This is a genomic window from Micromonospora sp. NPDC049204 (assembly GCF_040647935.1).
Lineage (GTDB): Bacteria > Actinomycetota > Actinomycetes > Mycobacteriales > Micromonosporaceae > Micromonospora.
Genome location: NZ_JBEZDC010000001.1, coordinates 99,841 through 123,184 on the forward strand (window position 1 = coordinate 99,841; position 23,344 = coordinate 123,184).

Below are 23,344 nucleotides of genomic sequence, written 5' to 3' on the forward strand. Positions count from 1 at the left end.
CCGTGCGGTTCGAGCATTCGGCGCAACTGCGCGCCGCGTACCCCGATCTGGTCGCCGGCGTGGTCCACGCCACCGGCATCACCGCCACGGCCGACGTGGCGCGGCGGACGGCCGGCTACCTGGCCGTCGCCCGCAGTCGGCTGGCCGGCGGACCGGAGAGCGGGTTCCCGGAGATCCAGGCGTGGCGGCGGGCGTACGCGGCGATGGGGTTGCCACCCACCCGCTACCGGTGCGCGGCGGAGGCGCTGCTGCGTCGGCTGCGCCTGGACGGCGAGTTGCCCCGGCTCCACCCGCTTGTCGATCTCTGCAACGCCGTCTCGGCCGCGTACGCCATCCCGATCGCCGCGCTCGACCTGGACCGGATCGACGGTGACCTGGTGGTCCGACCCGCGCACGGCGACGAGGAGTACCAGACCTTCGCCGGCGACACCGAGCATCCCGACCCGGGTGAGGTGACCTTCGTCGACACCGCCGGGCGGGCACACGCCCGGCGCTGGACGAACCGGCAGAGCGGTTGGTCCGCCGTGCGGGCCGACACGTCGTCGGTGCTGATCGTCGCCGAGGCGCTGCACGCCGAGGCCGAACCGACCCTGACCCGCCTGGTCGCCGCGCTGGTCAGCGAGGTGACCGACGGGTGGTCCACGCCGACGGCCAGCGCGGTGCTGACCGCCGCCGCGCCCCGCTTCACCGCCACGACCTCCGGTGGCGATCTCGGTCAGGCGGTGTCGCCGGGGACGAGGTGACGGTAGCCGGGGATCGTCTCGCCGAACCAGCCGGCGACGCTGGCCAGGCCGCGCTCGTTGAGCTGCGCGTCGTGGATCGGGTACGCGGCGGCGGCGCCCACCGCGCCGGCGAACCGGATCGCCTCGTCGAGGCGCAACCAGGACCCCTGGGCCGGGACGAGCAGGGTGTGCACCGGCTCGTCGGGCACGTGCAGCGCGTCGCCGGGATGGTAGAGCCCGTCGCCGATCAGGTAGCCGAGGTTGGGGCAGTCCGGTTGACCCCCGTGGATGGCGGCGTGCCGGCCACCGTGGGCGCTGACCTCGATGCCGGCCGCCGTGAAGCGTTGCCCGGCGCGGACCCGGGTCACCGGCAGCGGGACGAGATCCGGCAGTCGGGCGCCCTCCGGGGCGTACACGGGGACGCCCAGGCCGGCCAGGCGCAGCACGTCCACGTGGTCGGTGTGTTCGTGGGTGACCAGGACGGCGTCCGCGCCGACCAGGGCGCGCGGCTCACTCCACGTCCCCGGGTCGACGACGAGCACCCCACCCTCGTGTTCCACGCGTACGCACGAGTGGGTGAATCGCGTGATCCGCACCCCGGCGACGGTACGCGGTCGGCGGACAGGTCACGGTCCCGTGGTGGTTGGGTCGGCCCTGCCGGGGTAGTGCGGCAGCATGCCGCAGCGATACGAGAACTACCCGAGGATCGCCGTCGTCACCGGCGCGGACTCCGGCATCGGCAAGGCCTGCGCGGTCGCGCTGGCCAAGGCCGGCTTCGAGATCGGCATCACCTGGTACGGCGATCCCGACGGCGCGCAGCGGACGGCCACCGAGGTCCGCGCGACGGGTCGGCGCTGCGAGGTCGCCGAGGTGGACCTGACCCGACTGCCGGATGCGGCGGGGGTGGTGGACGAGTTGGCCGATCGGCTGGGCGGCATCGGGGTACTGGTCAACAACGCCGGCACCGGGGCCTCGACGCCGTTCGTCGACACCGGGTGGGAGCAGTGGCGCGAGGTGCTCGCCGTCGACCTGGACGCGCCCTTCCTGTGCGCCCAGCGGGCCGCACGACGGATGCGGGCCACCGGCGCGGGTGGGCGGATCATCAACATCACCAGCGTGCACGAGCACGCGCCCCGGGTGGGCTCCGCCGCGTACTGCGCCGCGAAGGGCGGGCTCGGGCTGCTGACCCGGGTGATGGCCCAGGAGTTGGCCGCCGACGGGATCACCGTCAACGCCGTCGCCCCGGGCGAGATCGCCACGCCGATGACCGGTCAGGAGGACGTCGACCCGTACACCCAGGAACGGCCCGGTGTGCCGCTGGGGCGGCCCGGCGACGCCCGGGAGGTGGCCGCCGTGGTCGCGTTGCTCGCCTCCCCCGACGCCGGCTACGTCACCGGCGCGTCCTGGCCGGTCGACGGGGGCATGTTGCTGATGGGCCCCCAGGCGGCGGCGTTGCCGAACGACGACTGGCGGTCGGTCTGACCACCACCGCGGGCGTCGTCAACGCATCGGCGCGGCCGACGCCCGGACGATGTACGCGAACTGCACACCGAACGCCACCACCGCGACCAGCACCCCGACCAGGACCGTCACCTCGCCCCCGGCCCCGACGGTCGTGGCTGCCAGCGCGATGCCGAGCCCGCCCAGCACGGCGTTGACCGCGCCCACGAGTGCGGCGGTGGTCAGCAGGAACTCCCACCGCCCCGGTCGCGTGCCGACCAGGTTCCAGGCTGTACTCATGGCATCGTCGGCCACCACCGCGTCGGCGAAGAAGTCGTGCTCCCCGGCGAGCTTGTGCTGGTAGTAGGCCCGGATGCGTTGGATCCGCCGCAGGTCCAGCGAGTTCTCCACGGTGGTCTCCACCAGCCGCAGGAACGTCAGCACCCCGATGATGACCAGGGTCGGCAGCACCGCGGCCAGGTACGGCCGGACCAGCTTGTCGTTGCTGGCCACGAAGCCGAGGCCGATCAGCGCCGCCGACAGGACGGACAGGAAGATGGTGGCGCGGCCGGTGGCCTCGGCGATGGTGCCGGCGCGGGACGTCTGCAACGCGTAGTGCTCGGTGGTCAGGACGGTGAGAAGCGCCTGCTCGCGTTCACTCTCGTCCACCCGCCACCCTCCGTGGTCGCACGACTCCGTTACCGTCACCCTATGAGCGGCGAGTCGGGTCCGAGCGGCGAACCGACCGCTCGGCGAACGGGCCAGCGCCCAGCACAGCGGGCACGTATCCTCCGAATTCCGGTGATCAGCAAGCGGTAGTGGGCCGACCGACGGCGGAAGGGGACCGGATGCCCGAGTGGGCTGGTCGGGGCGGGCGGCAACGACGCGCCTTCGTCGTCGGTGGGGCACTGCTCGGTGTCGCCGTCGTCATGCTGGTGGGCGCCTGGCGCAGCACCGGCTTCCTGAGCGACCTGCTGCTCAACCTCGGTGCCAGCGTCGTACTCGCGGCCATCTCGTACGTCATCTTCGACCCGCTGTTCGAGGAGGCCCGCAAGGCGCGGGTGCAGGAGCACCTGAGCTTCGACCAGCAGGCGTTCGTGGCCCGGCTGCACCGCTCCGGCCGCCGGGTGCGCATCCTCGACACCTGGACGATCCTGCTGGAACAGCGGCACCGCGAGGAGACGCTGAGCGCGATCCGGGCGGCGCTCGCCAACGGCGCCCAGGTGCAGTTGCTCCTGCTCGACCCGGACTGCACCGCGGCGCAGCAACGCTCCGAGGAGTTGGAGCGGCAGCGGGTGGACGTACCCCGGCAGATCCGCACCAACCTGCGCCACCTGGCCGCGTTCACCGACGCCCTCGACGCTCGGCTACGGCAGCGCCTACAGGTCCGGCTCTACGACGCGTCCCCGTCGATCCAGCTCTACCAGTGGGACGGGCGGGCGTTGATCTCGTTCTTCCCGATCGGAAAGCTGTCGTTCAACGTCCCCCAGCTCGAGGTGGACATGGACAGCCCGTGGGGCGGGTTCGTGCACGCCCGCTTCGAGGAGTTGTGGGAGCACGAACAGGCCACCCTCAACCTGGAGCGGTACTGGTCGGTCATGGTCACCCTGCTGCACGACGACTCGGACGTGGCCGAGGTACGCGTGCCGTACGTGACGGTGGACGGGCAGCACTACGTCGACTGCCGTGGGTTCCGGGTGACCGGGCAGCTGACCGCGCGCGCCATGCTGCCGCCCCGCGCACCCGGGGCGTCCCCCGCGATGTTCGCGCTGGCGGAGCCCGCCGACGGGGACCGCACACCTGCCGACAGCGTGAAACGGCACTTCGACCAGAAGTACGGGCACGACGACGGGGATCGGGCGATCTACCGGTTGGTGCCGCCACCGGGTGCCTCCCGTCCCCCGGCGCCCCGCGCGGCGGCGGCCGGCGACACCCACGGACGGTGACCCCGGCCCGACCGGTTCGCTCGGCGCGCGAAATAATGGTGGTCCCGCCCCGAACGCCCGGAGGACCCGCCACGTGTCCAGCACCGCACCGCCGACCGGGTCGGCGCAGCTTCGCGCCGACTGCGGACGCTGCTTCGGCCTGTGCTGCGTGGTGCCCGCGTTCGCCCGGTCGACGGACTTCGCCATCGACAAACCGGCCGGGCGGGCCTGCCCCAACCTGGGTCCGGACCACCGCTGCGGCATCCACACCGAGCTGCGGCAACGCGGGTTTCCCGGCTGCACCGTGTTCGACTGTTTCGGAGCCGGGCAGCAGGTCGCCCAGGTCACCTTCGGCGGGCGGGACTGGCGGGACGCGCCGGAGACGCTGCCGGCGATGGCGGAGGCGTTCGCCGTGCTGCGCCCCCTGCACGAACTGCTCTGGTACGTCACCGAGGCGCTGGCGCTGCACCCGCCGGCCGACCTGCGCGACGAGCTGACCCGCGCCCGCGCCGAGACGACAGCGCTCACCGAGGGTGACCCCACACACCTGCGGACGGTGGACGTCGCCGCGCACCGGGACCGGGTCAACCCGCTGCTGTCCCGGGCCAGCGACGCGGCCCGCTCCCCCGGGGGCGCGGACCACCGGGGAGCGCACCTGCCCGGCGTCGACCTGCGCCGGGCCGACCTGCGCCGGGCCAACCTGCGCGGTGCGCTGCTGATCGGCGCCGACCTGCGCGGCGTCGACCTGGGTCTGGCCGACGTCACCGGCGCGGACCTGCGCGGGGCCGACCTGCGCGGCGCCGACCTGCGGAGCACCCTCTTCCTGCACCAGTCCCAGCTCGACGCCGCCCGCGGCGACGTCCGCACCGGCCTGCCGGCGACCCGCACCCGACCGGCGCACTGGACGGCGCTGCCGCTCACCCCGGTCCGCCGGCCGTCCCCGTCCACCTCCTCCGCCGGCCGCCGCCGACGGCGCTGACCGCGAGGTTTCGGCCCGGACGACGCCGGGTAGCCAGCGCCGACGCGGACCGGCATCGACGGGGGGCACGGCGTGGGCTACCGAAAGCGCGACGGTGAGTTGCCGGGCGACCCGCAGCACAGCGAGGACGAGGCCGGCCAGGTGCCGCTGGTGCAGGTCGAGGCGGACACCGAGGTGCCCGCGCCGGTCGACACCGACGTCCGACCGGACATCGTGACCGAGCCCGACAACTCAGGTGTCGCCGGTGGCTCGTCCGGCAGCAGCGGCGGCGGATCGAGCATGCCCGGGCACCCCGACGCGACCCGCTGACCCCGCCTCAGCGACTGGTCAGCGCGGCCCGCGCCTCGGTCATACCCTTGTTGGCCAGCCCGTCGGCCCGCTCGTTCTCCGGGTGACCGTTGTGCCCCTTCACCCACAGCCAGGTGACCTCGTGCCGTTCACAGGCCGCCTCCAGCCGCTGCCACAGGTCGGCGTTCTTCACCGGCTGCTTCGCCGCCGTCCGCCAACCGTTGCGCTTCCAGGACGCCAGCCAACTGGTGATGCCGTTGCGCACGTACGTGCTGTCGGTGTGCAGTTCGACGGTGACCGGCCGGTTCAGGCTCTCCAGCGCCTGGATGGCCGCCATCAGCTCCATCCGGTTGTTGGTGGTCGGCGTGGCCTCGCCCCCGCACAGCTCCCGCTCGTGGTCGCCGTAGCGCAACAGGGCGCCCCAACCGCCCGGCCCGGGGTTGCCACTGCACGCCCCGTCGGTCCAGATCTGCACGCCCCTGCCGGCCGCCGCGTCCACCATGCCCGGCAACCTACCGGCAGCGCACGTCGTCCTCCCCGCTCGGGGGGCCGGCGCGCCGCGCCGTCGGCGCCGGACCCACCACCGCGGGTGGGACGGCCGGCGCGGGCCGGGTCGGGCGCAGCCGGTCGCGGACGCGGTGCGCCGCGTCGCCGGCGGTGGCGGCGATCATCGGCAGCAGCCGGGTCGAGTTCATGATCGCGACCTCCTCGGCCGGGGTGGTGACCCCGTCGAGGAAGCGCAGCACCCGCTCGGCCGGGTTGCGGTCGAAGAGCCGGTCGAAGAAGTCCGGGCCACCGACCCCGCCCCGGTCCAGCGCCCGCAGGGCCACCGCGTCCATCCACCGGTGCCGACGCGGGTACGCCGCCCGCGGCACCGGCGCCCGTCCCGCCGCGAGGGCGCGGGCCACCTGGTCGGCCTGGCGGTACATGGCGGAGAAGGTGAAGCCGGTGGAGGGTCGGGTCGCGCCGCCGGCCGTGCCGAGCCGGACCACCCGGGGTGAGGGCCGGGCCGGAAACGGCGCGTCGGTCATCGGGATCACACCGTTCTCCACCTCGCGCACCCGCAGTCCGGCCGGGTCGAGGCCGAGCAGGTCCCGGTAGCCGGCCAGCGCCGCGTCGTACCCGGCGTCGGTGAGCAGGTCGGGGGAGAACTCGGTGTACTCGACCAGGGCGTACCTGTCGCTCACCGGCAGCACGTACCCGAACGAGACGCCCCGGGGCGGCTGCGGGGTGCGGAAGTCCATCAACACCGCGCGCGCCGGGTCGAAGACGGGCCGCTCGGCCTCCAACCACCAGCCGCGGAAGTGCTGCAACCAGGTGGTCCGCCCCGCTCGCGCCGGCGGGCGGGGACGGGAGTCGAGCACCCAACCGGCCCGTACGGTCCGCCCGTCACCGGTGCGCACCAGCACCCGCGAACCGTCGTCGGTCACCGTCTCGGCGGGCGCGACGATCCGGGTGGCGTCCAGCCGGCTTTCGGCCGCGGCAGCCCGGTCGTAGACCGGGCCGGAGCGGAGCATGGCGTACCGCAGCGGGGTCAGGTCCAGGACGCGGCGGCGGGCCGTCGTGGCCACCTCGACCTGCTGCCAGCTCGCGCTGAGCAGCGGGTCCAGGTCGGTGCCGGGGTGGCCCCAGAACGCCCAGGTGCGGTCCTGACCGCGCCGGCGGACCGGGTCGACGACGGCGATGCGCAGCCCCCGGACGCCGTGCCGGTCCAGTGCGGCGAGCAGCAACGACGCCGCGCCACCACCGCCGAGCAGCGCGAGGTCGACGTCGAGCGGCGCGGAATCGGTCACCCGCACCACGCTGCCACACCGTCGCCCACCACCACCGATGGGGCGTATCGGCGCTCAGGCCACCGGGGCGGGCGACTCGATCGGGGGCGGGTCGGCGTAGGCGCGTGCGACCGTCGCGCGGTTGAAGACCCGCCAGGTGGCGGCGGCGACGCCGACGGCCACCACCAACCCGACCCAGTACGGCGTGGTGATGCCGTACCAGGCGGCGAGCAGCCCGCCCAGCAGCGCGCCCACGCAGTTGCCACCGGCGGCCACGAAGAGGGTCGTGCTGGCCACCCGCCCCTGCAACGTCGGCGGGGTGAGTCGTTGGCGCAGGGAGTTCGCCACGATGTTCCACAGCGCGCCGTGCACGCCGAAGGCGAAGAGCGCGAACCCGACCACGATGGTGCTGCGCGACGCGGCCAACGCCAGGTGCAGGCCCGCCTCGACGAGCAGGCCGATCCGGATCGTCCAGGTGGCGCTGATCCGGGCGATGATCCGGTCGCCGAGGAACGCGCCGAGCACCCCACCGGCGGCCATGCAGGTGAACAGCAGACCGTAGCCGACGGAGGAGAGTCGCAGCCGCTCGTCGGCGAGCAGCACCAGCACCGCGAGCGCGGCGGTGAGGGTCACGTTGAGCAGACCGATCAGCACGGCCATCGTGCGCAGCAACCGCTGGTTCGCCAACCACCGCAGCCCCTCGACGATCTCGCCACCCATCGAGCGGGTACGGCGTTCGTGCGGGTCGCCGGCGGAGGCCCGGAAGTCTCCGCCGATGAGTGCCGCCAGGACGGCGCTGAGGGCGTACGTGACCGCGTTGACCAGGAACGGGCTGCCCGCCGAGAGCGCGAACAGGAAGCCGCCGAGCGGGCCGGCGAGCATGCTGTGCATAAGGGTGGCGCCACCGCTGAGCCACCCGTTGGCGCGCTCCAGGCGGTGTCGCGGCACCACGCTCGGCACCATGGCCTGGCTCGCCGCACGGAACACGATCTCACCCGTGTTGACCAGGAACAACACCGCGTACAGCAGCGCCACGCCGCCGTGGCCGGTGAGGATCGCCGTGGCCAGGACGGCGAGCGCGACCACCCGGACCAGGTCGATGATGATCATCAGCCGTCGTCGGTCCATCCGGTCCACCAGCACGCCGCCGGGCAGGGCGAAGAGCAGCCACGGCAGCCACGCCACGGCGGACGCCCCGGCGACCACGAGCGGGTCGTCGGTACGCGACGCGACGAAGAGCGGAGCGGCGACGGTGGCCAGACCGCTGCCCAGGGCCGACAGGGTCGTCGCCGCCCAGAGTCGGGCGAACGTCGTGCCCAGACCGGCCGTCGTGCTGTCCTGTGTCACGGCGAGCGAACCTATCAGCGCCTCCCCCGGCTCCACCCGGATTCATCCCAGCGACAGAAGCCCGACCCCGCGTTGACAGGCAACCGCCGGGTTGCCTATGTTGACAGGCAACCGCTTGGTTGCTTTTTATGGAGGGCCGATGGACGACGCGTTCCGGGCGCTGGCCGATCCCAGCCGGCGTCGGCTGCTCGACCGGCTCAACGACCGCAATGGCCAGACCCTGCGGGAACTCTGTGCCGGGCTGGCGACGAGTCGACAGGCGGTCAGCAAGCACCTCGCGGTGCTGGAGGCGGCCCACCTCGTCACGAGCATTCGGCGCGGGCGGGAGAAGGTGCACTACCTGAACGCCGCGCCGATCAACGCCATCGCCGACAGATGGCTCAGCCGATACGACCGCGAGCGAGCCGCCGCGCTCGCCGACCTGAGCACCGCATTGGAGCGACAGCCCATGGAGAGTCCCGCGTTCGTCTACACCACCTACGTCAGGACCACCCCGCAGCGGCTCTGGGCCGCGCTCACCGAACCGGCCTTCACCCGCCGCTACTGGGGCGGGGTCGCCCTGGCGTCCGACTGGCAGGTCGGGTCTCCGGTGCTGTGGCAGGACACGCCGGACGGCGAGCCACGTGATCTCGGTCAGCGGGTGCTCGTCGCCGAGCCGTACCGTCGCCTGTCGTACAGCTGGCACGGCTTCCAACCCGAGCACGCCGAGCACTTCGGCTGGTCCGCCGAGGAGCTGGCCGCCCGGCTCGGCGAGCGCCGGTCGACGGTGACCTTCGAGATCGAGCCGCACAGCGGGTCGACCGTCCGGCTGACCGTCATCCATGACGGCTTCTCCCCGGACAGCGAGATGCACCGGGCGATCAGCGGCCAGCTCGACGGCAGCGGAGGCTGGCCGGAGTTGCTGGCCAGCCTCAAAACCCTGCTGGAGACCGGCGAGCCGATGCCCGACCCGTCCCAGGCCCACTGACCCTGACCCACCGGCCAGGGGGTGCATTTCCGCCGTGGCCGGAAATACCTCGCCATCGGCCCAGCGACGACAGCCCGGCCGCAGCGGACATCGATCGGAGCACCGGTGCCGGTCGGCCCGTCCGGGCCTTTGCGCAGCTCTCCCCGCCTTCGGGTGGACACGTGACGGCAACGAAGAATTCTCATTTTCACCTGATCGTGGGGCCAACCCACCTAGTGTTGGGCACACCGGTGCTAGTCGGAGTTGGCCACCCGAACGACGTCCCACGCAGTCAGCGGACGAAAAGTGAGGGAAGACGCGTATGAAGGTCTCAACAGCACTCTGCTCGGCGGCGCTCGGCGTGGGCCTCGGCACGCTCCTGCTGCCAGGCGCCGCACTGGCCGACACCACGGTGTCACCGGCCACCACCCCGGTCGGTGGGACCGTCGTGCTCACCGCGACGACCTGCAACCCGAAGTCGGGTGACGCCCTCTTCCGGGTGACCGGCCCCAACCGCGACCAGAACGTCCGATCCACCACTGCCGCCGCCGGCGGCGGACTGAGCGCCGAACTCTTCACCGCCGGATTCACCCTGGGTACCTACACGGTGGCGGCGACCTGCGGCGACGGCAGCTCGGCCGGCACCACGACGTTCACCGTCACCCCGATCGGCGGCGCACCGGCCGGTTCCGGTGGTGACAGCCGCGACACCGGCGCTCTGGCCGCTGGTGGCACCCTGCTCGGCACCGCCCTGGCTGGCGCGGTGGTCCTGATCCGCCGGCGACGTCCGGTGTCCACTGTCGCCTGATCGGCGACTGCTCCATCCCTGAGGACGGGTGCCCGCACCGGTGACACCGGCGCGGGCACCCCGACGATGCCCTACGGAGGTGTGCCCACGTGTGGTGGCGGCGGACCCTACCGGCCGTGGTGGCCCTGCTCGGCGTGACCGGGCTCGGGCTGATCACCGTCGGCCTCACCGCCGACCCGACGCGGCCACCACGACCGCCGGTCGACGCGCCGAGGCGCACCCACCCCGCACCCGACCTGGCGCCGCTGCCCCGCGCCGCGCCGGTCCGGGTGCGGATCCCCACCATCGACGTACGCGCCGAGGTCGTCCCGGTCGGCGCGGACGCCGCCGGGGTGCTGGAGGTGCCACCACTGGACCGGCCCACCCTCGCCGGCTGGTACCGGCACGGGGTCAGCCCCGGCGAGACCGGCAACGCCGTCCTGGTGGGACACGTCGACTCCCCCGCCGGACCGGCGGTCTTCTTCGACCTCGGTCGGCTGCGCAGCGGCGCGCAGATCGAGATCACCCGTGCCGACGCGCGGGTCGCCACGTTCACCGTGGACGACGTCCGCGCGTACCCGAAGGAGCACTTTCCCACCACGCTCGTCTACGGCCCGGCGGACGCCGCCGGACTCCGCCTGATCACCTGCGGCGGCCGGTTCGACGCCACGACCGGCAACTATGTCGACAACGTCGTCGTCTTCGCCACCCGCACCGCCTGAGCACGGCCGCCCGCCTGTCGGACGCCGGACCCCGCTCGGCAGAATGCGGTGGCACCATCCCCAGCGGGCACCGTGACCGGGGCGGTGCGCGGGCGACGGGGAGGCACGCGGTGGATCAGCGACCGGTACGGGACCGGGCCGGTCGAGGCGTACGCGCCCTGGCCCGTCGACTGCTCGGCCGGGTCGAGGACGACTCCCCCACCCCGCGCCGGTCCAACCCGGACGCGGTCGTCGACTGCGCCGTCTACGTCGACGGCCGGCGCGAACCCGGGCAGCCGCACTACGCCGACGCGTACACCCGGGCGCGGCACGGCCGCAACGCCTTCGTGTGGCTGGGCCTGCACGACCCGGGGTCGGCCGTGCTCGCCGCGGTCGGCCGGACCTTCGGCCTCGACGAGCTGACCGTCGAGCAGGCGCTCGCCGACGGGCACCGGCCCACCGTGCAGCGGCACGGGCCGGTCACGCTGCTGGTGCTGCGCACCGCCGGGTACGTGGAGCACGACGAGCTGACCGACACCTCCGAGGTGATCGACACCGGGGACGTGATGGTGCTGCTCGGAGACCGGTTCGCCATCACCGTGCGGCACGGCGCCGCCGGGGCGCTGCGCAGCGTCCGCGCCGACATCGAGCGTCGTCCCACGCTGCTGGCCGCCGGCCCCTGGGCGGTGGCGTACGCGGTCTGCGCCCGGATGGTCGACTCCTACCTGGAGGTGGCCGGGCACGTGGAGCGGGACCTGGAGCGGGTCGAGGAGGAGGTGTTCGCCCGCGACCGCAGCGCCGACATCCAGCACATCTACCAGCTCAAACGGGAGGTGGTGGAGTTCAAACGGGCGGTGTTGCCGTTGCAGGCGCCGATGCGGACGCTGCTCGACCCCGACGGGCCGCCACGCGCCCTGCACCGCTGGTTCGTCGACGTGGACGGCCGGTTGAGCCGGGCCGTCGACCGGGTCGCCGCGTACGACGATCTGCTCACCTCGATCGTGCAGTCCCGGCTGGCGCAGCTCGCCGTCGAGCAGAACAACGACATGCGCAAGATCGCGGCGTGGGCGGCCATCGCGGCCACCCAGACCGGCATCGCCGGCATCTACGGCATGAACTTCGACCACATGCCGGGGTTGGCCTGGCGGCACGGCTTCGCCGCCTCCCTGACCCTGATGGCCGTGGTCGCCCTGGCCCTGTACCGCCTGTTCCGCCGATCCGGCTGGCTCTGACCGCCTCGGGCGGCTCTGACCGACTCGGCCGGTCTGATCGACTCGGGTTCCTTGAAGTCGGGGTGTCGGACCCTTTCGGATACCGCGACTTCCAGGAAGTCGAGTGGATCAGGCAAGGGCCGCGCGCCACAGCGACCGGCGGGAGCCGTTGCCCGGCGATGGGGCAGGATGACGATGTGGGTAAGGGTGCGGGACGCCGACGGGCGAACACGACGACCGGGCGGGCCTGCCCGTGCGGCTCCGGCCGGGCGTACGCGGACTGCTGCGCCCCGGCGCACGGCGGCGACAGCCCGGCGGCGACGGCCGAGGCCCTGATGCGTTCCCGGTTCAGCGCCTTCGCCCTCGGCGACTCCGGTTACCTGCTGCGCAGCTGGCACTCGTCGACCCGGCCCGCCTCCCTGGACCTGGACCCCGGGCAGCGGTGGACCCGGCTGGAGATCGTGGACACCGAGCGGGGCGGCCTGCTCGACGCCGCCGGCACCGTGACGTTCCACGCCCACTACCGGGCTGCGGGGAGGCCCGGCACCCTGACCGAGCACAGCCGGTTCGTCCGCGAGGACGGCCGATGGGTCTACCTCGACGGTGACCAGACCTGACGGTCGAATTGGCGTAGGATCTCCTTGGCGTCGTCCTACGCCGCACCTCCCTCCCGGCGCTCACGCCGCCGGCCACGCGGAGGCAAAGGGGGCCTGGAGCCCTCGGGACGTGGTGCCACATGCCCCACTCCGGCGGGGTCGGCGGGAGCGTGAGTCCCGGTGACCGTGCCGTTGACCGGGAGCATGTGATGACCAACCAGAGATCGTTCAAGACCCGGGTCCGCACCCGGATGGAGAAGACCGGCGAGAGTTACACCGCCGCTCGTCGGCACCTGATCAACAAGGCCGCCGCGCCGGCCACCGAGGTGCCCGCGGCCCCATCTCCCGCGTCCGCCGCCGCGCAGACCGAGCGGATCACCGACGACCTGATCCGCGCCCGGACCGGCCGCGGCTGGGACGAGTGGTTCGCCCTGCTCGACGCCGTGGGCGCCACCGAACGGACGCACACCCAGATCGCCCGTCACCTGGTGGTCGAGCACGAGGTGCCGGGTTGGTGGGCACAGACCATCACCGTCGGGTACGAGCAGGCGCGCGGCCTGCGCGCGCCCGGTCAACGGCGCGGGGGCGGCTTCGAGGCCAGCGTCAGCCGGACGGTGGCGGTCCCGGCGACGCGGCTGTTCGCGGCTTTCGCCGACGAGACGGTACGCGCCCGTTGGCTGCCCGACGTCGAGGTGCGCGTCCGCACCGCCACCGCGCCGCGCAGTTTCCGGGCCGACTGGGCCGGTGGTCCCACCCGGATCGTGGTCGGCGTCGACGCGGTCGGCGAGTCGAAGGCCCGGGTCGCCGTCCTGCACGAGAAGCTGACCGCAGCCGAGCAGGCCGCCGAGCTGAAGGCGTACTGGCGGGAGCGGCTCACCGCGTTGAAGGCACTGCTCGAGTCGAACGGAGACCACCGATGACCATGACCTTCATCAACCTGCCGGTGCGCGACCTGACCACCGCCGCCGAGTTCTACCAGGCACTCGGCTTCACCAGCGACCAGGCCGAGCCGGACGGGGACTCCATGGTCCTCACCATCTCCGACAGCACCCGGCTCGTGCTGCACCTGCGCTCCGGTTTCGAGTCGTACACCGGGGTCGCCGCCACCGACACGGAGACCAGCCGGGAGGTCGTCGTCGGGCTGTCGGCGCAGAGCCGCGAGCAGGTCGACGAGCTGGTCGACAAGGCGACGGTCGCCGGCGGGCAGCCGCTCGGGCCGGGGATGGCCAACGGGCCGATGTACATGCGCGGCTTCCGCGACCTCGACGGCCACCAGTGGTCGTTCCTGCACCTGGCCGGCTGACCGTGCGGCCCGGCGGCGGCCTCCTCGGGCCGCCGCCGGGCACCTCGTCGATTCGGGGTGATCAGTCCGGCAGGTCGGCGGCCAACCGGGCGAGGCCGGGCAGGATCTTGTCCCGCCAGCCGGGCCCCATCCGCGCGAAGGCGTCTCGGGCCCGGGGGTCGTCGAGGTCGAATCCCGAGTGGTCCAGGAACAGTCGGGTGCCGTTGCCCTCGGGAACCAGCCGCCAGGTCAGCGTCCAGTTCTCGTTGAACGTGTAGACGAGACGCCGCTCGGGCTCGACCTCGGTGACCTCGCAGGCCACCGCTCCCCAACCGGGCATCTGTAGGTGGAAGCGGTGGCCGACGACGGCGGCGACGTCGCCCGGCACCCACCAGCGGGCGAGCAACTCCGGCTCGGTGAGGCTGCGCCAGACCTTCGACGGTGGCGCGGCGATGAACTGGTCCACGGCGATGGTGGCGGTATCTGTCATGGTCTCCTCCAGGAGCATGTCGGCGAGGGTACGGAGGCGGTGGCGCCAGAACCGCTCGAAGGGGTGGAGCCAGTCGCCCACCTGGGCGAGCGGCTCGGCGGTCAGGTGGTAGTGCCGTTGTCGCCCGGTGGGCTGGTCGTGCACGAGCCCGGCCCGCCGCAGGATCTGCAGGTGCTCCGCGACGGCAGGCCGGCTCAGCTCGAAGCTGGCGGCGAGGTCACCTGCCGTGCGGGGCCCGTCGCTCAGGATTTCCAGCAAACGTCGGCGGACCGGATTCGCCAGTGCGAGGAAGAGGTCGTCGTCGGGCACGTCAGGAATGATGCGTCGGAACCTCCCGACACGTCAAGAACTCCCGACATAACCGTACGTGACGGTGTCTCAGATCACTGCGACTCTCAGTCATCAGCACTTCCGGCACGGAGGGCGAGTTCGGCAGGCGACCGGCGGCGGGTCAGTAGCACCAGCGGCATCACGAGGTACGCCCCGGCGATCAGCGCGAACGCCACCGCATTGCCGGCCACCGTGGCGAGCAGACCGTAGACGGCGTACGTCACGATGATCAGCACGTCGGTGGCCATCCCGGCCAGGGAGGTGACGGTGGCGCGGCTGGTGCCCGTGATCCGAGCCTGGAGCCGCGCGTCGGCCAGCACGGTGGCCAACTGCGCGGCGCCGAAGGCCACCGCGAGCAGCACGAACCCCGCCGGGTGCCGAAGCAGGGCACCTCCGGCCAGCGCGACGCCGACCAGCCCCAACAGTGCGGCGTACCCTCGACGGCCCAGCCGCTCCCCCGCCGGGGCGAGCAGCCCGCCGACTGTCACCCCGGCCCAGAGCAGCAGGAGCAGCAGGGGTACGGCCCGCGCCCCGACGCCGGTGTCCAGGGCCAGCAGCGGTGTGTACTCGTCCAGGGCACCCCAGTCGGCGGCGACCACCGCCACCAGCAGCACGGCGGCCCGTACCGGCGGATGGGTGCGGACCTGCGCCACTCCGGCGCGCAGCGTGTCCCACCACCCCAGGTCACGATCGTCGTCCGGGTTCGCGGGTGGGGCGGTGTCCGGCTCGTCCGGTCGGAGCGGTGCGGCACCCACCGACCGAGCGGCCAGCGCCGACTCGGGGACCGGGACGGGCACGGCGGCCGGTGGACGGTGCTCCGGCATCCGGGCGGCGACGAGCGTGGCGAGTAGGCAGGCCAGCACGCTGGCCGCGCCGACCGCCGGATATCCGCCGGCGGCGAGCACCGGGCCGGCGAGCACTCCGGAGAGCACCACGCCCAGCACGCCCGCCGTCCGCGCGCGCCCGAGCACCCGGGCGTACCGGTCGACCGCGCCGAGCCGGTCCAACTCGGTCCACACCAACGCCTCCAGCGCACCGGAGACCAACGCTCCTCCGGCGCCCCAGAGCAGGAACCCGACCGCGAACGCCGGGTACGACGGCAGCAACACCCAGAGCGCGAAACCGGCGGCGGCCACCAGCGGCGCGAGGCACAGCAGCAACCGTCGGGACACCACGTCGGCCCACGCGCCGGAGGGCACCTCGAACAGGATGCCGGCCGCCGACCAGACGACGAAGAGCGACGAGATCTGCCCCACCGACAGCCCGGTGTCGGCGAAGAACACCACGTACAGCGGGTAGAGCAGCACGAGGTCACTGAGGAACGCGTACCCGTAGAGGGTGATCGTCAGCCGGCGGGCCGCCGGGTCGGGCACGCGTGCGGCGATGTGGATCATTAGGCCTTCCCGTGGGAGTGGAGACGGACACCGGACGTGCGGTGCCCGTGGCGGCCCACGGTTTCGGCCTACGGTGCGGGATCAATGTCGCCAGGTCATGCCGGCGATGCTAGCCGCGTCCCGCCGCGTCGGCGAGCGCTTTCGGCGTGCCGGGCGAGACACCGCGGGGTGGGGTCGCTTCCGGACCCCACCCCGCTGGCATCGTGGCGAATCAGCGGCGGTTCGGGTCGACCGGCGGGATGACCGTGGTGGTCTCGCTGTCGTCGCCGGCCCGCTGTCCGGGAACCGGGCCGCCGGCACCGGTGCCGACGACCTGGGTGGTGTCGGCGTCGCGGCTGACCACCTGGGTGGTGTCGGCGTCGGTCCGCGCCGATGGCAACCGCTCGGTGTCCAGGTCGGCCGGTCGGGTCACGATCTGGGTCGCCTCCGGGTCGGCCGAACGGGTCACGATCTGCGTAGCCTCCGGGTCGGTCGGGCGGGTCACGATCTGCGTGGCCTCCGGGTCGGCCGGGCGGGTCACCACCTGCGGATCGGCCGGCACGGTCACCACCTGGGTGGCCTCCGGATCGCTGACCGCCTTCGACGGGCGGACCGGGTCGGCGGTGGGGGTCGACCGCCGGGCCAGCTCGGCCTCGGCGTCGCGGCGACCAGCCCGGTAGGCGCGGGTGTGCGAGGCGATCACCTGCGACTCCTGCTCCGCACGGCTCAGCCACCCCTCCCAGCGGCTCTGCATCGGACGGATCAGGCCACCACCGACACCCACGACGAGGATCCCGCCGACGGTGGCCAGCACGGCGATCAGCACGGGCGTGGTGACCGCGGTGGCCACCCCGATCTGGTTCAGCGCGGCGATGACGCCGAGACCGAGAATGAACACCGAGGCGATGTTGGCCAGCACCCGGCCGTACGACAGCCCGCCGAGCGCGCCGCTGATGATGTCCTTGACGGCGTTGGCGATGGCGGCGGCGACCACGACGATGACGATCGCGACGAAGGCTCGGGGCAACCACGAGATCACCGCGGCGAGCAGGTCGGAGATCGGGTTCGGCCCCCAGATGCCGAAGGCGAGTTGGAGGGTGAACAGCAGCACCGCGTAGTAGACGAGCTTCGCGACGATGTCGCTGGCGTCGTACCGGGAGCGACTCAGCGCCCGACGGATGCCGCCGCGCTCGACGGCGCGGTCGAAGCCCACCCGCTCCAGGACCTTCTCCACGATCTTCAACACAGCCTTGGCGATCAGCCAACCAGCCACCAGGATCGCCAGGAAGGCGACGGCCTTGGGCAGGAAGAGCATCACCGAGCGGAGGGCGTCGCCCACCGCGTCGCTGACGTTGTCACTCATCTGGTCATTCCTCTACGCGCAGCCGGGGATGGTCAGTTCCCGACCTACCCTCGACCCGGCGTGGGGAAACGCCTGCCGCTGACGGCCCGACCGGCTGGATCATGGGCTCCGCCCTCTAGCGCGCGGGCAAGTCTTGGCAATATTCTCCGGAGTGCGTGCGGCCACTGGAGCTACTTTTCATCCCCGCCGTCGGCCGCAGGAGGAGATGTCAATGCACGTCGATCATTCCGAAGTGGACCGCCGGACACTGCTGCGCGCCGGTCTCGGCGCCGCCACGGTCGCCGTCGTCGGGAGCGAACTCGCCTTCCCCACCACGGCACAGGCCGCGCCCGGCACCGACCTGGACTGGATCATCAGCTGTGACGAGTGGGCCGCCCGCCCGCCGAAGGACCCGCTGTCGGTGAGCGCCATCGCCACCAACAAGATCATCGTGCATCACATGGCGTTCCCGAACGTCACGGACTACTCCCGCGAGCAGGCGGTCAAGCTGGCCCACGACTGCCAGGACCTGCACATGGACGGCAACGGCTGGTCGGACACCGGCCAGCACTTCACGGTGAGCCGCGGTGGCTACGTGCTGGAGGGCCGCCGGGGCAGCCTGGAGCGCCTCGAAGCCGGCGACCGGCAGATGGTCTCCGCCCACTGCCCGGGTGAGAACGGCCGGGCCATCGGCATCGAGAACGAGGGCACGTACGTCACCGAGACGCCGCCGAAGGCGCTGACCGACTCGCTGGTCACACTCTGCGTCGCCATCTGCCGGCAGTACGGGCTGCACGCGTACGACATCTTCGGCCACTGGGACTTCCGCACCACCGAGTGCCCGGGGGCGGCGTTCTACCGGCAGTTCCCCGAGCTGCGGCGACGCGTCCACGCCGCCCTGGGCACCAAGCTCGGTGACGTGCCGGCGCGCCGCTGGCCGGACCTGTGGCGCTTCGTCAACTCCCCCTCGGTGCGAGTGGTGCAGCACCTGCTCGCCCATCGGGGCTACGCGGTGACGGTCAGCGGCACGTTCGACGCCGCGACCGTGGCGGCCGTGCAGGACTGGCAGGCCCGAAACGGCATTGCGGTGGACGTGGACGCCACCCTCACCACGCCGACCTGGGAGACCCTCGCTCCGGAACTCGACCAGCACGCCACCGGCGCGCCGGTCACCGCGGTGCAGGAGATCCTCGCCACCAAGGGGTACGCGGTCACCGCGACCGGGGCGTACGACCACGCCACCCGGGCAGCCGTGCAGGACCTGCAGGCGCTGCACGGGCTTCCCCGCAACGGCAAGCTCAGCACGAGCACGTGGTGCGCGGTCGTCGGCGGGTCGGTCCGCCAGTCGTTCCAGCACCGCTGAGCGGTGGTGGCGGTGCGGGTACTCCCGCACCGCCACCCGGGCTGCCACCAGCGCGTTGCTTCGGCCGGGCGGTTTGGCGCACGGCGTGGCCGGAAAGACTGCCGGTATGAGATGGGCCCGTCGAGCCGTACCCGCCGTCGCCACCGCCGTCGCGGCGCTCGCCGCGCGGGATCTGATCCAGCGCGACCACGCGTTGCTGCGCAACTTCCCGGTGCTCGGCCGCGCCCGGTACCTGTTGGAGGCGATCGGGCCGGAGCTTCGGCAGTACATCGTGGCCGGCAACGACGAGGAGCGGCCGTTCACCCGTGACCAGCGCCGCTGGGTGTACGCGTCGGCGAAGCAGGAGAACAACTACTTCGGCTTCGGCACGGACAACGACATCGAACACACCCGCGGATACCCGATCATCAAGCACCGCACGTTCGGCCGGGCGGTGCCGCCGTCCACCCCGACCGCCGGGCACGACGTGCGGTTGCCCTGCGCGAAGGTGCTCGGCGCGGCCCGGGGGCGAGCCCGCGCCTTCCGCCCGGAGTCGGTGGTCAACATCTCCGGGATGAGCTTCGGCTCGCTCTCCGGCAACGCCATCACCGCGCTGAACAAGGGGGCCGCGCTCGCCGGTTGCCTACAGAACACCGGCGAGGGCGGCCTGTCGCCGTACCACCGCAACGGCGGGGAGTTGGTCTTCCAACTCGGCACGGCGTACTTCGGCTGCCGCGACGAGCACGGCCGGTTCAGCCTGGACCGACTGAAGGACCTGGTCGCCGGCGCGCCCGTGCGGGCCTTGGAGATCAAGCTGAGCCAGGGCGCCAAGCCGAGTCTCGGTGGGCTGCTGCCCGGGGCGAAGGTGTCCGCCGAGATCGCCGCCACCCGGGGCATCCCGGCTGGTGAGGACTGCGTCAGCCCCTCCCGGCACGCCGAGTTCTCCGACTGTGACAGCCTGCTCGACTGGGTGGAACTGTTGGCCGCCGAGACGGGCCTCCCGGTCGGCATCAAGTCGGCGGTCGGCGACCTCGGTTTCTGGCAGGAGCTGGCCACCCTGATGCGCGACACCGGCCGGGGCGTCGACTTCGTGACGATCGACGGCGGCGAGGGCGGCACCGGTGCCGCGCCGCTGATCTTCAGCGACTCCGTGTCGCTCCCGTTCCAGCAGGGCTTCTCCCGGGTCTACAAGGTCTTCGCCGAACACGATCTGCACGAGCGGGTGGTCTTCGTCGGCGCCGGCAAACTCGGCCTGCCGGACAACGCCGTCGTGGCGTTCGCGCTCGGCTGCGACATGGTCAACGTGGGTCGGGAGGCGATGCTGTCGATCGGCTGCATCCAGGCCCAGAAGTGCCACACCGACACCTGCCCCACCGGCGTGGCGACGCAGAACGCCTGGCTGGCCCGAGGCCTGGACCCGACGCTGAAGTCGGTCCGGGCGGCAAACTACCTGCGGACGTTGCGCCGCGACCTCACCAAGGTCGCCGAGGCCTGCGGGGTGGAACACCCCGGCCTGATCGGCACGGACGCCGTGGAGATCCTGGACGGCCGCACCGGCTCCACCCCACTGCACGAGGTGTACGGCTACCAGCCGGACTGGGGGATGCCCTCGCCGGCCGACCAGGCGGAGATCATTCGGCTGATGGCCCCCGAGGCGCCCAGGGGCGGCAGCGCCCCGCCCTCGGCCACCGCCGTCGGCTGAGCCGCGCCCACCCCGCCCGCGCCGATCTTGCACTTACCGTCGCGACAAACAGCGGCACTCTAGGCATATCGGCGACCGAAACTGCAAGATCGGCGCGGGCGGGGCGGGGTGGGGGTAAAGGCGTGGAGTCATTGTCTGGTGTGCCCGTATCGTGGCGCGGTGCTGATCAGACGCGAGACGTCCGCCGACGTCGATGCCATCCGGGCGGTACATGCCGCCGCCTTCGCCAAGGCCACGGGCGACGGCGCGGCGGTCGAGGCAACGCCCGACCAGGCCACGCCCACCCAGGCCACGCCCACCCAGGCCACGCCCGTCGAGGCGACGCTTGTCGACGCGCTGCGCGCCGACGAGGGCTGGCTGCCCGCGTACTCCCTGGTGGCGACCGATTCGGACGGCCGGGTGGTGGGGCACGTGGTGGCCACCCGCGGCCGGGTGGCCGGTGAGCCGGTCGCGTTGGGCCTGGGGCCGCTCGGGGTGCTGCCGGAATGGCAGCGGCGCGGCGTCGGCAGCGCGTTGATGCACGCGGTGCTCGGCGCGGCCGACGCCCGTGACGAGCCGCTCGTCGTGCTGCTCGGGCACCCCGACTACTACCCACGCTTCGGGTTCCGGCCGGCCGTCGAGCTGGGCGTCACCCCGCCCCAACCATGGGGGCCGCGATACTTCATGGCCCGACCGATGAACGCCTGGCGCGAGTCGATCCGGGGCGAGTTCCGCTACGCGTCCCCGTTCGACGACCTGTGATCCCACCGCGGATCCGCCGGCGGCGCGCCACCGACCTCGACGGATGTGTCGCTGCGCTCGCCGAGGTCCACCGGGTCGACAGGTACCCGCTGAACTGGCCCACCGACCCGCACCGCTGGCTGCGCGAACCACACCCGGCGCGCGCCTGGGTCGCCATCGCGGCTGACGCCACCGCCGAAGACGCCAACGCCAACGCCAACGCCAACGCCAACGCCGCAATTGTCGGGCACGTCTCGGTACACCGGCTGCCCGGCCCGGCGACCGGGCCGCCGGCCCGACCGACGGCCGCCCTCGCGCGTCTCTTCGTGGTGCCGGGCGCCCGAGGGCTGGCGCTGGGCAGCGCACTACTGGCGCGGGCACGCCAGTGGGCGAACGCCCGCGGAATCGATCTGGTGCTCGACGTGACCTGCGACGACGCCGCGGCCACCGCCCTCTACGAGCGCACCGGGTGGCGCTGCACCGGCACCAGCACCGCACCGTGGACCGCCCCGGACGGCAGCCCGGTGTCGCTGCGCCACTACGCGCTGCGCTCCGACACCGTCCCGGCCATCGCCGCGAGGCGGCGGGCCAGCAGGCCGGCGGCCTCGCGCAGCTCCGGCGGCTCCAACACCTCCACCTCGTAGTCCAGGCGGGCGAGGTGCGCGGCCAGCCAGTCCAGGCTCTCGCCGCCCACGACCAGCACACACCACCCGTCGCGGTCGTCCTCGACACGCCCCACCTGGGGCGGCACCAACGCCCGCACCCGGTCGGGCGGGGCGTGCACCCGCGCTCGGGCCACGTACCGGTACGGCGCCCCGGTCACCGACCGTTGCACGAAGGCGACCGGATCCGGGTGTTCGCGCGCCCGGAACCGCCAGGTCGTCGCCACCGCGGCACCCATCCGGTCCAGGCGGAACGTACGCCAGTCGTCGCGGTCGACGTCCCAGGCCATCAGATACCAGCGGCGACCCGTCGTGACCATCCGGACCGGCTCGACCGTCCGCTCCTCCTGCCCGCCGTCGCGGGCGGTGTAGCTGAACCGGACCCGCACGGCGTCACGACAGGCCCGTGCGAGAGTCACCAGTAACTCCGCGTCGATCGCGGCCACCGGACCGATAAGTGTCTCCGTGGCACCGTGCACGGCGCGTACCTCGGCGCGCAGCCGCGACGGCATCACCTGGTCGAGCTTCGCGAGCGCCCGCAACGCCGCCTCGCCCGCCCCGGCGACCGTGCCGCCCGAGGCCAGCCGCAGGGAGACCGCAGTCGCGATCGCCTCCTCGTCGTCCAGGAGCAGCGGCGGCAGCCGGGTGCCCGCGCCGAGTTGGTAGCCGCCGCCGACGCCCGCCGTCGCGTACACGGGGTAGCCCAGCACACGCAGACGCTGCACGTCACGGCGCACACAACGGCTGGTGACCCCCAGCTCGGCGGCGAGCTCGGCGGCCGTCCAGGATGGCCGCCGTTGCAGCAGCGCCAACAGCCGAAGGACCCGCTCGGTGGTCGCCTCGACACGCATGCGCCGATCGTTGCACGGATAGCGGAACGATCCTGTCCGCTATCCGCGAGAGGCTACAGATCATGACCGACCAGACAAGGACACAAGGAGCTGACATGGCCCGCGACATACAGATCACGTTCGACTGTGCCGATCCGGCGGCGCTGGCGACGTTCTGGGCCGAGGCCCTCCGCTACCAGGTGCAGGCGCCACCCGGAGACTTCGAAACGTGGGACCAGGCGCTCGAAGCGATGGGAGTGCCGCCGGAGCACCGCAACGACGCGTCCGCGGTGGTCGACCCCGACGGCTCGGGGCCTCGGCTGTTCTTCCAGAAAGTGCCGGAGCCCAAGCGGGTCAAGAACCGCGTACACGTCGATGTGCGGGCCGCGCCCGGCCTGGCGGGCGACGAGCGGATGGCGGCCCTGGAGGAGGAGGCGGATCGGCTCGTCGCGCACGGCGCCACCCGGCTCGATCGGCACGAGCCCGCTCCCCCGCTGGGCGCCGGTCACCTCATCATGGCCGACCCCGAGGGCAACGAGTTCTGCCTGGACTGACCC

26 protein-coding genes are annotated in these 23,344 nt (G+C 72.8%); 17 read left to right on the forward strand and 9 right to left on the reverse strand.

The window, feature by feature from the left end:
- The first annotated feature begins 2 nt into the window (after positions 1–2).
- The gene (locus AB0A90_RS00505; protein WP_357239274.1) at positions 3–743 is read left to right on the forward strand and encodes a phenylalanine--tRNA ligase beta subunit-related protein; all 741 of its coding nucleotides are present in this window, start codon (positions 3–5) and stop codon (positions 741–743) included.
- Here the strand turns inward: AB0A90_RS00505 and AB0A90_RS00510 are convergent.
- Entirely contained in the window at positions 716–1,318 is a 603-nt protein-coding gene (locus AB0A90_RS00510) for an MBL fold metallo-hydrolase (RefSeq protein ID WP_357239277.1), read from the reverse strand. The two genes, AB0A90_RS00505 and AB0A90_RS00510, sit on opposite strands and share 28 nt — an antisense overlap.
- Before the next feature lie 79 nt (positions 1,319–1,397).
- Between AB0A90_RS00510 and AB0A90_RS00515 the strand changes: the two genes are divergently transcribed.
- The gene (locus tag AB0A90_RS00515) at positions 1,398–2,204 is read left to right on the forward strand and encodes an SDR family oxidoreductase (RefSeq protein WP_357239280.1); all 807 of its coding nucleotides are present in this window, start codon (positions 1,398–1,400) and stop codon (positions 2,202–2,204) included.
- Between the two features lie 18 nt (positions 2,205–2,222).
- Here the strand turns inward: AB0A90_RS00515 and AB0A90_RS00520 are convergent, their stop codons facing one another.
- Positions 2,223–2,831, reverse strand: a complete 609-nt coding sequence (locus tag AB0A90_RS00520) for a hypothetical protein (protein ID WP_357239283.1) — start codon at positions 2,829–2,831, stop codon at positions 2,223–2,225.
- 179 nt (positions 2,832–3,010) lie between these two features.
- Between AB0A90_RS00520 and AB0A90_RS00525 the strand changes: the two genes are divergently transcribed.
- From AB0A90_RS00525 to AB0A90_RS00535, 3 genes are all read left to right on the forward strand, one after another.
- The gene (locus tag AB0A90_RS00525; RefSeq protein ID WP_357239286.1) at positions 3,011–4,108 is read left to right on the forward strand and encodes a DUF5919 domain-containing protein; all 1,098 of its coding nucleotides are present in this window, start codon (positions 3,011–3,013) and stop codon (positions 4,106–4,108) included.
- A gap of 73 nt (positions 4,109–4,181) precedes the next feature.
- Entirely contained in the window at positions 4,182–5,066 is an 885-nt protein-coding gene (locus tag AB0A90_RS00530; RefSeq protein WP_357239289.1) for a pentapeptide repeat-containing protein, read from the forward strand.
- Positions 5,067–5,138: 72 nt separating this feature from the next.
- A complete protein-coding gene (locus tag AB0A90_RS00535; RefSeq protein WP_357239292.1) occupies positions 5,139–5,375 on the forward strand; it encodes a preprotein translocase YidC in 237 nt (78 codons plus the stop codon).
- Between the two features lie 7 nt (positions 5,376–5,382).
- Here AB0A90_RS00535 and rnhA read toward each other — a convergent pair whose 3' ends face one another.
- Genes rnhA through AB0A90_RS00550 form a run of 3 tightly spaced genes read right to left on the reverse strand, consistent with a single transcriptional unit; the run spans position 5,383 to position 8,473 of the window.
- Positions 5,383–5,856, reverse strand: a complete 474-nt coding sequence (gene rnhA / locus AB0A90_RS00540) for a ribonuclease HI (protein ID WP_030491933.1) — start codon at positions 5,854–5,856, stop codon at positions 5,383–5,385.
- Between the two features lie 10 nt (positions 5,857–5,866).
- The gene (locus tag AB0A90_RS00545) at positions 5,867–7,147 is read right to left on the reverse strand and encodes a lycopene cyclase family protein (protein WP_357239296.1); all 1,281 of its coding nucleotides are present in this window, start codon (positions 7,145–7,147) and stop codon (positions 5,867–5,869) included.
- A gap of 54 nt (positions 7,148–7,201) precedes the next feature.
- Positions 7,202–8,473 carry an MFS transporter gene (locus AB0A90_RS00550; protein WP_357239299.1) on the reverse strand — a complete coding sequence of 424 codons (1,272 nt, stop codon included), beginning with the start codon at positions 8,471–8,473 and terminating at the stop codon, positions 7,202–7,204.
- Between the two features lie 139 nt (positions 8,474–8,612).
- Between AB0A90_RS00550 and AB0A90_RS00555 the strand changes: the two genes are divergently transcribed.
- The 7 genes from AB0A90_RS00555 (at position 8,613) to AB0A90_RS00585 (ending at position 14,017) form a co-directional block, all read left to right on the forward strand.
- Positions 8,613–9,440, forward strand: coding sequence for a metalloregulator ArsR/SmtB family transcription factor (locus AB0A90_RS00555; protein WP_357239302.1), 828 nt, complete (start codon positions 8,613–8,615; stop codon positions 9,438–9,440).
- 301 nt (positions 9,441–9,741) lie between these two features.
- Positions 9,742–10,227 (forward strand): hypothetical protein, encoded by a 486-nt coding sequence (locus AB0A90_RS00560; RefSeq protein ID WP_357239305.1) that lies wholly within the window; start codon positions 9,742–9,744, stop codon positions 10,225–10,227.
- A 116-nt stretch (positions 10,228–10,343) separates the two neighbouring features.
- Positions 10,344–10,928, forward strand: coding sequence for a class F sortase (locus AB0A90_RS00565; protein ID WP_357239308.1), 585 nt, complete (start codon positions 10,344–10,346; stop codon positions 10,926–10,928).
- A gap of 110 nt (positions 10,929–11,038) precedes the next feature.
- Positions 11,039–12,139 (forward strand): magnesium and cobalt transport protein CorA, encoded by a 1,101-nt coding sequence (locus tag AB0A90_RS00570; RefSeq protein WP_357239311.1) that lies wholly within the window; start codon positions 11,039–11,041, stop codon positions 12,137–12,139.
- A 176-nt stretch (positions 12,140–12,315) separates the two neighbouring features.
- Positions 12,316–12,735, forward strand: coding sequence for a YchJ family metal-binding protein (locus AB0A90_RS00575; protein WP_357239313.1), 420 nt, complete (start codon positions 12,316–12,318; stop codon positions 12,733–12,735).
- Positions 12,736–12,923: 188 nt separating this feature from the next.
- Positions 12,924–13,634 carry a hypothetical protein gene (locus tag AB0A90_RS00580; protein WP_357239316.1) on the forward strand — a complete coding sequence of 237 codons (711 nt, stop codon included), beginning with the start codon at positions 12,924–12,926 and terminating at the stop codon, positions 13,632–13,634.
- Positions 13,631–14,017: a VOC family protein gene (locus AB0A90_RS00585; protein WP_357239319.1), complete on the forward strand. Its 387-nt coding sequence runs from the start codon at positions 13,631–13,633 to the stop codon at positions 14,015–14,017. Before AB0A90_RS00580 ends, AB0A90_RS00585 begins: the two co-directional genes overlap by 4 nt.
- Positions 14,018–14,078: 61 nt before the next feature.
- Here the strand turns inward: AB0A90_RS00585 and AB0A90_RS00590 are convergent, their stop codons facing one another.
- The 3 genes from AB0A90_RS00590 to AB0A90_RS00600 all read right to left on the reverse strand — a co-directional run bounded on the left by AB0A90_RS00590 (position 14,079) and on the right by AB0A90_RS00600 (position 17,552).
- Positions 14,079–14,795, reverse strand: coding sequence for a metalloregulator ArsR/SmtB family transcription factor (locus AB0A90_RS00590; protein WP_357239322.1), 717 nt, complete (start codon positions 14,793–14,795; stop codon positions 14,079–14,081).
- 86 nt (positions 14,796–14,881) lie between these two features.
- On the reverse strand, positions 14,882–16,210 hold the full coding sequence (locus AB0A90_RS00595) for an MFS transporter (RefSeq protein ID WP_357239325.1): 1,329 nt from the start codon (positions 16,208–16,210) through the stop codon (positions 14,882–14,884).
- A gap of 211 nt (positions 16,211–16,421) precedes the next feature.
- Complete coding sequence (locus tag AB0A90_RS00600) at positions 16,422–17,552, reverse strand: hypothetical protein (protein ID WP_357239327.1); 1,131 nt, start codon at positions 17,550–17,552, stop codon at positions 16,422–16,424.
- A 232-nt stretch (positions 17,553–17,784) separates the two neighbouring features.
- Here AB0A90_RS00600 and AB0A90_RS00605 point away from each other — a divergent pair, with 232 nt between their 5' ends.
- From AB0A90_RS00605 to AB0A90_RS00620, 4 genes are all read left to right on the forward strand, one after another.
- Positions 17,785–18,894: an N-acetylmuramoyl-L-alanine amidase gene (locus AB0A90_RS00605; protein WP_357239330.1), complete on the forward strand. Its 1,110-nt coding sequence runs from the start codon at positions 17,785–17,787 to the stop codon at positions 18,892–18,894.
- Positions 18,895–19,000: 106 nt separating this feature from the next.
- A complete protein-coding gene (locus AB0A90_RS00610; protein WP_357239333.1) occupies positions 19,001–20,575 on the forward strand; it encodes an FMN-binding glutamate synthase family protein in 1,575 nt (524 codons plus the stop codon).
- A gap of 159 nt (positions 20,576–20,734) precedes the next feature.
- Positions 20,735–21,316: an N-acetyltransferase gene (locus tag AB0A90_RS00615; protein WP_357239336.1), complete on the forward strand. Its 582-nt coding sequence runs from the start codon at positions 20,735–20,737 to the stop codon at positions 21,314–21,316.
- Positions 21,313–21,939 (forward strand): GNAT family N-acetyltransferase, encoded by a 627-nt coding sequence (locus AB0A90_RS00620; protein ID WP_357239339.1) that lies wholly within the window; start codon positions 21,313–21,315, stop codon positions 21,937–21,939. The genes AB0A90_RS00615 and AB0A90_RS00620 overlap by 4 nt, the downstream gene beginning before the upstream one ends.
- Here the strand turns inward: AB0A90_RS00620 and AB0A90_RS00625 are convergent.
- On the reverse strand, positions 21,834–22,808 hold the full coding sequence (locus AB0A90_RS00625; RefSeq protein ID WP_357239342.1) for a YafY family protein: 975 nt from the start codon (positions 22,806–22,808) through the stop codon (positions 21,834–21,836). The two genes, AB0A90_RS00620 and AB0A90_RS00625, sit on opposite strands and share 106 nt — an antisense overlap.
- Before the next feature lie 95 nt (positions 22,809–22,903).
- On the opposite strand from AB0A90_RS00625, the gene AB0A90_RS00630 reads away from it, so the two are divergent.
- Positions 22,904–23,341, forward strand: a complete 438-nt coding sequence (locus AB0A90_RS00630; protein WP_357239345.1) for a VOC family protein — start codon at positions 22,904–22,906, stop codon at positions 23,339–23,341.
- Positions 23,342–23,344 lie beyond the last annotated feature (3 nt).

Excerpts from the sequence above, each read along its gene's own strand:
- AB0A90_RS00610 (WP_357239333.1), top strand. The coding sequence starts at position 19,001 with ATGAGATGGGCCCGTCGAGCCGTACCCGCCGTCGCCACCGCCGTCGCG.
- rnhA (WP_030491933.1), bottom strand. The coding sequence starts at position 5,856 with ATGGTGGACGCGGCGGCCGGCAGGGGCGTGCAGATCTGGACCGACGGG.
- AB0A90_RS00630 (WP_357239345.1), top strand. The coding sequence starts at position 22,904 with ATGGCCCGCGACATACAGATCACGTTCGACTGTGCCGATCCGGCGGCG.
- AB0A90_RS00560 (WP_357239305.1), top strand. The coding sequence starts at position 9,742 with ATGAAGGTCTCAACAGCACTCTGCTCGGCGGCGCTCGGCGTGGGCCTC.
- AB0A90_RS00525 (WP_357239286.1), top strand. The coding sequence starts at position 3,011 with ATGCCCGAGTGGGCTGGTCGGGGCGGGCGGCAACGACGCGCCTTCGTC.
- AB0A90_RS00585 (WP_357239319.1), top strand. The coding sequence starts at position 13,631 with ATGACCATGACCTTCATCAACCTGCCGGTGCGCGACCTGACCACCGCC.
- AB0A90_RS00595 (WP_357239325.1), bottom strand. The coding sequence starts at position 16,210 with ATGATCCACATCGCCGCACGCGTGCCCGACCCGGCGGCCCGCCGGCTG.
- AB0A90_RS00600 (WP_357239327.1), bottom strand. The coding sequence starts at position 17,552 with ATGAGTGACAACGTCAGCGACGCGGTGGGCGACGCCCTCCGCTCGGTG.
- AB0A90_RS00515 (WP_357239280.1), top strand. The coding sequence starts at position 1,398 with ATGCCGCAGCGATACGAGAACTACCCGAGGATCGCCGTCGTCACCGGC.
- AB0A90_RS00580 (WP_357239316.1), top strand. The coding sequence starts at position 12,924 with ATGACCAACCAGAGATCGTTCAAGACCCGGGTCCGCACCCGGATGGAG.
- AB0A90_RS00555 (WP_357239302.1), top strand. The coding sequence starts at position 8,613 with ATGGACGACGCGTTCCGGGCGCTGGCCGATCCCAGCCGGCGTCGGCTG.
- AB0A90_RS00625 (WP_357239342.1), bottom strand. The coding sequence starts at position 22,808 with ATGCGTGTCGAGGCGACCACCGAGCGGGTCCTTCGGCTGTTGGCGCTG.